The following is a 10,027-nucleotide window of genomic DNA, read 5'->3' on the forward strand; positions in this document are numbered from 1 at the left end:
AGCTCTATGACAGTCATACCTCTAAAGCCCTCAAACGGCAAAACCATAAATGTGGACATTGTGGATTAAAAATGCTTAGTGATGAAAAGGTACATCTGCATCATGTTGATGGAAACCACGAAAACTGGAAAATAAAGAACCTTTTAGCCATTCACGAAAGCTGCCACGATTATATTCACATGAGCAAAAGCGAAAGCTAAGAACATCGGAAGCTGGGTGCGGTGAAAGTCGCACGCCCAGATTTAACAGAGAGGGGCGCGGGATAATACCCGTCCTCGACTCTACCTAGACCGTCCCAATGTGGGTTAGAACCTCCACCCTGTTCCTTCGTCATAACGACAATTTTTAATGCCAACCTACTTGATATAACGCTGTGATAATTGCCGCATACTTTCAACATTTATGCAAAATGGCGTGCCACTGTGTAGCCATATTCATCTGAGTAAAAAGTGAGTCTTGCCACTACTCCCGTAATTGTTTCTTGGGGAACAGAAGCATTAATTTGTTTTAAAGTGGACATTGTTCGCTAAAATGTAAATATAGAATTAAGAGATTCTGGTAATGTCATTAGTGATTGCAGATGAATTTTTAGACGCTTCCCAGTTAACCCCTACGGAATTTTTACAAGAGATTGCATTACATTTATTTGAGTCGGGGCGATTAACTTGTGATTATGCAGCTAAAATGGCACAAATGGAGTTAAATACTTTTCGAGATTTACTGAAAACACGTAAAATACCTTTGTATCATTATGATTTGGAGGATTTTGAGATTGATTTACAGAATTTACAGGAGTTGGGAAGATTGTGATCATTAGTGATACTTCTGTGATTACTAATTTAATTAGTATTGAACATATTTTTCTGTTGCAGGCACTTTATGAAAGGGTGATTATTCCTCAAGCAGTTTATGAAGAATTATCCAGGTGTCATCCTCTATTTTTAAGCGAAATACAAGTTTGATGGATAAGTTGATTGAAAATTCTACTTTTTGGATTTCTCCGCTTTTATATGACAAGATTTTACTTTTAGGACAGGAAAAGGAAGGAAAATAATCCCATTTTTGGTGATTTAATGTTTCTCATCTGCCTTTTTTTACTCAATATGTTTATTTGTTTTTATTCTCACTTGAGTTTTTTCTCTCTGTAATTTCCTTCTGTGATAAGTTAAATTAACCCTAATTCATATTATTCAGGGTGCATTAGGAAAACCCAACACACCCATCATGACTAATTAGCAACTTCAGCCATTTCAATGACACGCCCTTCATAATCCTTAACTAAAAAATTCAAAGGCTTTTGGTTGCGAATTTTGAACTTTAAACCTCTGACTTCTACCCGCATTAAAATTAATTCTAGACAATCATGATCAAAGCAAACATGACGATGCTGATCTTTTTTGCCTAAACTTGCACCAGTGATAATATGTAATTGAGTATTTTTCTTGAGTTGATACCACAGTCCGTCATTACCATTATTCATGGTGCTATTAGACCAACTGGGACCAGCGGACATATACAGCGGGTCAATACCTGTTGCACCAATGGTTTGCTCGTAGTTGTAATAGTAGTGCAAAGGGACTTCCGCTACAGGTAAATCTAGCAATCCTGCATATAACTGTCGGGCAACTTCTAAATCCGATACCATGACAGTATAAACTTTAGGGGCGCTGCTGAGAAACATCCACATAGCGCCAGCGTAAGCTGCCAGTAGCATAATCATAATCCCCTGGGTGGAGAACAGGCTATCCAAGGGCAGGGAGGGCAAGAAAGAGCCGAAAGTGAGTGGACTCAGCAGGAACATTATGGAACTAGCTTCTATAACCATGAACAAACAGAATCACAATAAAGGAGACGCTTTGAGTATTGTCAGTTAAGACTAACATTGTTTCTAGTTTATCAAGAGTCTCGCAGTCTGACTTTACAAACTAACTGACTTTCCAATACGATACTGCTCGGTCAAGCCTGAAAAGTCATTATATGGTAGGTTGAGGAACGTTCACGAAGCCTGGGGTATCCCGGCGAACTGCTTGCAGCAGCGCTTCGCTATCGCCGGAGGCATCAGCCATAACCCAACATTATCAAGGATTTTCTTGGGTTTCGCTTAACCCAACCTACATTTCCTGAACCGACAAGTATTGCTTTCTGATATTATTAGTGATCGCATCACCATTCCCTAGTATATTTTAACAGTTATCTAGTTCAGAGATTGTGCAAATTCCCCACTTTCCCGAAGCTAATCACCCATTGGTGAAGTCGCTATTTCATCACAGTGATCAAGAACTACTGAGTCTATTTCAGCGATATCCAGATTATGGCAAGTATTTTACGGTGATTTTTTGCCGTTATAGTCCCATAGTTTACACCTTAATTCGGCATTCGGCGCGATCGCCTGTGCAAGCTGATTATTTATTTGCTCTTATCTGGCGAAATATCTATTATGAATTAGGGGGACTGGACTTAAACCAAGCATCCACAGAAACGGAATCCTTAACCTTACAAAATTGGTTAATTAACATTACTGCATTCCATATTAACGAGATTAAGCTTCCACCCACAGAAGCCATTCATTATTCCCTCAAGGATACATCCCCACCACTATGGTGCTATGTAGAACAGGCATTAGATCAACTACCACCAATATCACGATTAATCGTTTTAATGGCGCAAACCTTCCACTGGAGTGAAACCAGAATTGCTGCCTATTTGCAAGCTGAAGGAGAACAAATTTCCCCTTCGGAAGTCGCAATTTCTCTCCAAGAAGGATATGAGATGCTAGAAGATAAATTACCTGCTGATATTCGGGCTATTTACTTAGGTGAAGCTGGGATTTAATCCTAACTTTAGCTATAATAATCACAGTCGCCCATTTACGGTACAGAACCATAGAAAAAATCCCTCTCGTTAGTTCTTGGCTTGCTCAGACAAAACTTGTCTTAGAGACTTCCAAATAAAAATATGTCCCAAAACTAACGCAAAAACTCTCTCTATTTCTTCTCTCTCTGTGTTCTCTGTGCCTCTGTGGTTCTTTTGTTCATTTATTGGAATAATTTTTTTCTTGGAAGTTCCTTATACCATCTATTTACAGCCGGAATTTCCCGGTTATATATTATGAAACAGCGGCATTTAGTATCAGGAAATCTAATTAATATCAGCAATTTCTTAAAATTACCATTTTTGACTTTTTATATGGTACTACTCACCTGTTTATTGACTACCACAGGTGTAAAAGCGATTGATATTACCCAACAAATTCATCGTCCTTTAAATAATCCCGCAAATAAATCATCACGAAATGTAGCTGATAAATTACTCAGACAAGGTAGACAGCAATTATCCCAAGGATTTCCCCAAAAAACCCTAAAATTATCCTTAGCAGCTTTGGAAATTTATCACTCATTAGGTGATTTAAAAGCCCAGGGTTTAACTTATGATTTATTAGCTAATACCTATCTACAATTAAATGATATCAATAATGCTGAAGATGCCATTCGCCGACAGTTAGCGATCGCCCGCGATAATCAAGATTTTCAAAATCAAATTTTTGCCCTAAATAATCTAGCTACATTATTTCTCCAAAAAGGCGAAAATATCGCCGCCCAAGAAACTCTTGAAGATGCTTTAGTAGTGGCTCGTAATATTATTAACCCAGAAGGACAAGGGCTATCTTTAAGTAATTTAAGCTTGGTTGCTTTCCGCATAGGTGATTATCATAAAGCCGTGAAAATTGGCGAATATGCCTTAACTTTCCGCCGCCAGATTGGTGATATTATTGGTGAAGCTAATACCCTAAATAATCTTGGTGATGCTTATTTAGCTATGGGCGATTATCAAAAGACTATTGGTAGTTATAGTTTGGCAATGCAGTTAGCTGAAAAAAGTTTTGAACGTCCCAATCAATTACGAGCAATTGATGGTTTAGTCACAGCTAATACTGCATTAGGTCGTTACGATTTAGCTTTGAAACTGTTAGACAATCGGGTTAAACTAACTGATTCTATTAACAATCCCGCAGAAGATCTAAAATATTTATTTGTCTCTGGAGAAATTTATGAGAAAATGGGCAACTTTACCAAAGCTAAGGATTTATATACACAAGCTATTTCCATAGCCCAGAAATTAGAAGATAGTAAACAAGAAAGTTTATTAGTCTATAAACTTAATGAATTAAAAAACCGTTAATAACAAAATACCAAAATACCAGATCCCCGACTTCTCAAAGAAGTCGGGGATATAAATAAATAGGAATTGATCACGAATCAAAGAAGATAAGACCACATATTTGCTTGATTTTGTTAATATGTAAGTCCTAGAAAAATGTGTTAATATAGCCAGGACGGAGATAGAAAACTATACAAACTGAAAATTCACTCAATCAGATGATGAATTAAATAAATCAAATGATTATCATAGATTTTCAACTATAAAAGATTCTTGCCAACTTCTATTCCTAACCTTTTTCAATCATGACTTTTTACATTGAAATTCCCTTAATTGGCAAAAAAGTTAAATATCCATTGCGGTGGTTAATGGGTTTGATAGCTAGTGGTGTTTTAATTGTGGGAACAACAGCCACGATCAAAACCATCCAGCAAAGAAATAAACCCCTAGATATTAGTAAATTAACTGTTCCTGTAGAAGCAAAAAGCGTAACTGTCCGCATTACTGCTAGTGGCAAAGTTCAACCAGTTGAAAGTGTGAATATTAGTCCTAAAAGTCCAGGATTATTGGCAGGTTTAAATGTTGAACAGGGAGATACTATCAAACAAGGACAAATAATTGCTCGCATGGATAATTCGGAAATTAAAATGCGAATTCTCCAATATAAAGCTAATTTAGACCAAGCAAAAGCACAATTAGCAGATAGCGAAGCCGGCAGTCGTCCCGAAGAAATTGCCCAAGGAAAAGCCCGTGTAGACCAAGCACAGGCTCAATTAGCGATTATTCGAGATGGTAATCGTTTACAGGAAATTCAACAGGCACAGGCTCAAGTAGACTCAGCAAAAGCTTCTGTGGCACTGACCCAATCTAGAGTCAAACGTTATCAAGATTTAGCTAAAGATGGGGCTATTTCCCAAGATAGTTTAGAACAATATGTGAGTGAAAATAGTAAAGCTAAGGCTAATTTAGAAGAAGCACAACGCCGATTATCTTTACTAAAAGTGGGCAACCGCAACCAAGATATTCAAAAGCAAGCAGCAATTGTTAATCAAGAAAAGGAAGGATTACGAAAATTAGAAAATGGTAATCGTCCCCAAGAAATTGCCAAATTGAAAGCAGCAGTAGCTAGTGCGGAAGCTCAGTTAAAACAACAACAAGTTCAATTAGAAGATACAATTATCCGCGCTCCTTTTTCGGGAATTGTAACTCAAAGATACGCGACAGTGGGGGCTTATGTGAGTCCGGCTATTTCTGCTTCTAGTGATGCTTCGGCAACATCTACTTCTATAGTTGCTTTAGCTAAAGGTTTAGAAGTGCTGGCTAAAGTTCCTGAAGTGGATATTCCCCAAATTAAACAGGGACAAAAAGTGGAAATTGCCATTGATGCTTATCCTGACGAAGTTTTTCAGGGACGAGTCCGGTTGATTGCTCCCGAAGCGGTAGTTGAGCAAAATGTCACATCTTTTCAGGTGCGGGTGGCTATTGATAAGACAGCAAATAAACTGCGTTCGGGAATGAATGTTAGTGAAGTGACATTTATTGGTAATAATATCCAAAATGCGCTGTTAATACCTCAAGAGTTAATTGTTACTCAAAAGGGAAAAACTGGTGTGTGGTTATTGGGTGAAAAAAATAAACCCCAATTTAAGTTAGTCACAATTGGCGCAAATATTGATAACCAAATCCAGGTTTTAGAAGGCTTAAAAGCAGGCGATCGCATATTTATTGATCTACCTAAAACCAAGGGCAAAGGAAATAAAGAACCGGAAAAATAAAATCATAATTAAATACAAAATATGGACATTTTAGAAAGTGTGAAAATGGCGACTACTACCTTATTAGCTAATAAGTTGCGAAGTAGTTTAACCATGTTAGGAATTATTATTGGTAATGCTTCGGTAATTGCCATGATTGGCATTGGAGAAGGCGCACAAACATTGGCAACTAAGCAATTTTCATCATTGGGACCAAATACCTTATTTATTATCCCTGGGAGTCCAGGAAGCCGGGGAAGAGTGACAACAATGCCCAGAACTTTAGTTTTACAAGATGCTAAGGCGATCGCTAAACAAGTGCGTGCAGTTAAAGAAGTTGCCCCAGAAATTAATAACAGAAGCACAATCAATTACCGAAATAAAAGTACAACTAGTACAGTGATCGGCACTACTCCTAATTATACAACAGTTCGTAGTTTTGAAATCGAAGAAGGCAGATTTTTTAATGACTTTGATATTAAACGGAATAAAAGAGTAGCAGTATTAGCTCCAGATTTAGCCACCAAACTATTTGATAATCAAAATCCTGTTGGTCAAAAAATCCGCATTCAAAATACTACTTTTGAGGTGATTGGCTTAACAGTAGCTAAAGGTTCTTCCTTTGGTAATAACAGTGATGATGCAGTTTTTATTCCTATTAATACTATGTTTAGTCGGCTGGTGGGAAGAACATCCCCCTTTGGTATTAATGTTTCTTTAATTTCTGTATCTGCTCAAGATGAAAATAGCATCTCCGCCGCAGAATTTCAAATGACAAACTTACTCCGTCGCCGGCACAAAATTGTCCGTGAAGATGATTTTACTATTCAAACCCAAAAGAACCTTTTAGAAATCACGAATACAATTACCGGAGCATTAACAATCATGTTGGCTGCGATCGCCAGTATTTCCTTATTTGTTGGCGGTATTGGTATTATGAATATTATGTTAGTTTCTGTCACCGAACGTACCCAAGAAATTGGACTGCGTAAAGCTATTGGTGCAACTCAACAGGACATTCTTTTGCAATTCATGATTGAAGCCGTGATATTATCAGTAGCTGGTGGTGTAATCGGCATTGCTTTAGGCGGTGGTAGCATCATTTTAGTGGGAATATTTACCCCTTTACAGGCTACAATTTCACCAAGTGCAGTTATATTAGCCGCTAGTGTTTCTGGTGGGATTGGTTTATTTTTTGGTGTCGTTCCTGCCCGTCGTGCGGCTCAACTTGATCCAATGGTAGCGCTGAGAACGGCTTGACACTCTCAGCGGCTAAAGCCACTGAGCTTTACGCTTACCGGATATTCCTGTAAAGATTGAGTTAATACAAGTAAGTAGGTTGGCGTTGAAAATTGTCGTTATAGCAAGGCAAGAGGCAAGAGTAAAGAAGTTTTCAGCGATTTTATGTTTCTTTACACAGTTTGGTTTTATTGTGTTCACCTACTTAAAGTACAAATTTAGGTTAAATTGCATAGTTAGGGGTCGCCAAAAAAATTGCAAAATTTAAACCTGCTGCTGATAGGAATTTAAGGCGTTGCTGATTTTAGGGATGAAAATAATTTTGCATACGTTCAAGACTCTTGTAGAGACGTTCCATGGAACGTCTCTACCTCCAAAAATCATACGCCAATTCAGCAACGCCGAATTTAAATATGGCAAAATAGATCGTAATAACACAACCAATGTTCATGTAAAGAACTCAAATAGTAGGAAATACTAAATGCAAATATTGCCAAAAGTACAGGAACTACCGTAGTAAATTCTAACTTGCCTTTTTTTAATATTTCTAAGCAATAGATAACGATAACTACAGGCCATAAAATAGTAGTAATAATGACCATGACAAAAGATAGAAATTTATCCGCTGGAGAAGATGTAGGGTTACGGAGAGAAAATGTTAACCAATTGGTAAGAAAATAGCCAGTCATTAAGACATAGCTAATAACTAAAGTTGACTGGATTTGATTCACTACACCTACTCCTTCAATGATTTAATTTCTTAAAAAAATAGCTATTTCAGATACATTTTAAGTGAATGCTAAAAATAAATTAACAAGCAATCATACTTGATTCAAATCTGAATTTTGAAGTATGGTAGCTACAGCATAATTCAGGAGTTACCGAGTCAGGAGTAAAACTGGCTTGCTGTCTGGCTTTGAATTTAGATCCTGTACCTCATTAATCTGTCATATGCTGTATACTTATTGATATTAATTAGCTAGTTCCACACTGATATAGCATAGATATGAAAAAAGTGCCAAATAGAATGCAGCATTTAATACTCCTGCGTCGCTACGCAAGCTATCGACACGCTAGGCTATCAGGAGGTAGGGGCGCAGGGCTTGCGCCCATTCAGGAATATGGCTAAGGGACTTCCAATTAAAAAAATACCCAAAAATTTCTTGTGGCGCGGGCATACTATGGCTAACGCCACGCTACGCTATCAGCAAACCCTAAATATCACTAAAATTAATAACATTGATAGGTTTACTATCACTTTTTTGTCAATTTGTCAATAGGAAATTTTGGCGATCGCTCAAATTAGATCATTTCTGAGCAAATTCACGGCTAAAATTGTTGAGGGAATAGCTATTAATTTTGGGCGTTGCTGAATTGAGGTATGAAATTGGAAAATCAAAAAAATGAAACTCTTACTCTCTGAGACTCTGCGCCTCTGCGTGTTCGCGCAGCGTGCCGTAGGCATAATAAAATCATACTCTTAATCAGCAACGCCAATTTTTGATGGTGTCAACATTGAATATTCCCAAAACCATTGATTTATATATTGGGAATTTGCAGATGGTAATTTGCAGAAGTCCGATAACTATAACCGATAGCAGCATCTTTTTGAATGTGTTGTTTAATACTGTCAAAATCTATAAATTCATCAGCCACATCAATCAGATGATTTCTAGACCGCGCTTCACTGTCGCTAGTAGTTGTTTGCAAACCAATTACTTCTACTCTAGCGCCTACATTACTAACTGCATGAACAGCATAGGCTAAATCTCCATCTCCACTGACTAAGACAGCGGTATCATAATAGGGTGCTAAAGTAATCATATCAACGGCAATTTCGACATTCAGATTTGGTTTTTTGTAATTATCTACAACTACACTCATATCTTTAGTAACTACACGATAGCCGTTACGACGCATCCATAAGAGAAATCCCTGTTGTTTTTCATTGCCACTGTCTATTCCTGTGTAAAAGAAGGCACGTAGTAATCGAGAAGTTTTCGTTAAACGACAAAGCAATTTGACATAATCAATTTCAATTCCCAGTTGTAATGCGGCATGAAATAGATTTAATCCATCAATAAAAATTGCTACCCGACCACGATTGTCATCCTCATTAAAGCCAGTATTATTAGCTGGATTAGGTTCTTTAGGCTTAATATTGCCTTTGGTTGCGGGACCTTGCCAATGAGGTTTTTCTTTAAGTTCTTTATATTCGTTTGTTTTCTTGCTAAAATTTTCAAACTGCATTGATACCTCTAAATATTAAAGTGGGGATGTTGTTGTAAGTAAATTGATAATAGCTAAATTTTAACTAATTTCTTGATACTGCCTTGGTTGAATTAATACCTATAAGCTAGATTTTAGCCAATTTCTTCTAGGTGAATATGATATTTGTCCGTCTACCTGCATATACTTTACACAATATGCACACCTTTAGGCGAAATTCACTATTTACAGCAAATTGTCATCAAACCCGGAACAAGAACCCCACCCCCAACCCCCTCCCCGCAAGCGATGAGGGGGCTAAGATGTACCTTATATGATTGGAAATCGCTGTATATCCAGAAATTGTCCTTGAGTTTCGTTGGTAAAATCTACTCTGTGCGCCTAAAAGCAAGGATTGTTAAATCAAACTTAATTATTATTGGTAAATGGAGAGAGAGGGATTCGAACCCTCGTATACATTTCTGCATAACAGACTTTCCAGGTCTGCGCCTTCAACCACTCGGCCATCTCTCCAGTTGTCTCGCTTTGCAATCCTACAACAGAATTAAAAAAAAGGCAACCTTTTTAGAAAAGAGATTTTTTATGGCTAGTAGTTCGTCAAATTTATTTTGACGGGTAATGAAAACTTCTGTTCTTCCCTCCCTACA

The 10,027-nt window shown here is 37.4% G+C and carries 10 protein-coding genes and 1 tRNA gene; 7 read left to right on the forward strand and 4 right to left on the reverse strand.

The window, feature by feature from the left end:
* The 3 genes from AN486_RS24785 to AN486_RS24795 all read left to right on the forward strand — a co-directional run.
* On the forward strand, positions 1–200 hold a 200-nt coding region (locus AN486_RS24785; protein WP_367142434.1), incomplete at its 5' end, for an HNH endonuclease.
* 361 nt (positions 201–561) lie between these two features.
* Complete coding sequence (locus AN486_RS24790; RefSeq protein WP_053537699.1) at positions 562–810, forward strand: UPF0175 family protein; 249 nt, start codon at positions 562–564, stop codon at positions 808–810.
* Complete coding sequence (locus tag AN486_RS24795; protein ID WP_168635406.1) at positions 807–962, forward strand: hypothetical protein; 156 nt, start codon at positions 807–809, stop codon at positions 960–962. Before AN486_RS24790 ends, AN486_RS24795 begins: the two co-directional genes overlap by 4 nt.
* Positions 963–1,228: 266 nt before the next feature.
* Here the strand turns inward: AN486_RS24795 and AN486_RS24800 are convergent, their stop codons facing one another.
* On the reverse strand, positions 1,229–1,825 hold the full coding sequence (locus AN486_RS24800; protein ID WP_053537700.1) for a glyoxalase-like domain protein: 597 nt from the start codon (positions 1,823–1,825) through the stop codon (positions 1,229–1,231).
* 383 nt (positions 1,826–2,208) lie between these two features.
* Between AN486_RS24800 and AN486_RS24805 the strand changes: the two genes are divergently transcribed.
* The 4 genes from AN486_RS24805 to AN486_RS24820 all read left to right on the forward strand — a co-directional run bounded on the left by AN486_RS24805 (position 2,209) and on the right by AN486_RS24820 (position 7,172).
* A complete protein-coding gene (locus AN486_RS24805) occupies positions 2,209–2,832 on the forward strand; it encodes an RNA polymerase subunit sigma-70 (RefSeq protein WP_053537701.1) in 624 nt (207 codons plus the stop codon).
* A gap of 276 nt (positions 2,833–3,108) precedes the next feature.
* Complete coding sequence (locus AN486_RS24810) at positions 3,109–4,179, forward strand: tetratricopeptide repeat protein (protein WP_081424110.1); 1,071 nt, start codon at positions 3,109–3,111, stop codon at positions 4,177–4,179.
* Between the two features lie 284 nt (positions 4,180–4,463).
* Positions 4,464–5,933, forward strand: coding sequence for an efflux RND transporter periplasmic adaptor subunit (locus AN486_RS24815; RefSeq protein ID WP_053537702.1), 1,470 nt, complete (start codon positions 4,464–4,466; stop codon positions 5,931–5,933).
* A 21-nt stretch (positions 5,934–5,954) separates the two neighbouring features.
* Positions 5,955–7,172 (forward strand): ABC transporter permease, encoded by a 1,218-nt coding sequence (locus AN486_RS24820; protein ID WP_053537703.1) that lies wholly within the window; start codon positions 5,955–5,957, stop codon positions 7,170–7,172.
* A gap of 386 nt (positions 7,173–7,558) precedes the next feature.
* Here the strand turns inward: AN486_RS24820 and AN486_RS24825 are convergent, their stop codons facing one another.
* The 3 genes from AN486_RS24825 to AN486_RS24835 form a co-directional block, all read right to left on the reverse strand.
* The gene (locus tag AN486_RS24825; protein WP_039203988.1) at positions 7,559–7,882 is read right to left on the reverse strand and encodes a hypothetical protein; all 324 of its coding nucleotides are present in this window, start codon (positions 7,880–7,882) and stop codon (positions 7,559–7,561) included.
* 808 nt (positions 7,883–8,690) lie between these two features.
* Positions 8,691–9,401 carry an NYN domain-containing protein gene (locus tag AN486_RS24830; protein WP_039203992.1) on the reverse strand — a complete coding sequence of 237 codons (711 nt, stop codon included), beginning with the start codon at positions 9,399–9,401 and terminating at the stop codon, positions 8,691–8,693.
* 405 nt (positions 9,402–9,806) lie between these two features.
* Positions 9,807–9,893, reverse strand: a tRNA-Ser gene (locus AN486_RS24835).
* Positions 9,894–10,027: the final 134 nt, after the last annotated feature.

This window comes from Anabaena sp. AL93 (assembly GCF_001672085.1).
In the GTDB taxonomy this organism is placed as follows: Bacteria; Cyanobacteriota; Cyanobacteriia; order Cyanobacteriales; family Nostocaceae; genus Dolichospermum; species Dolichospermum heterosporum.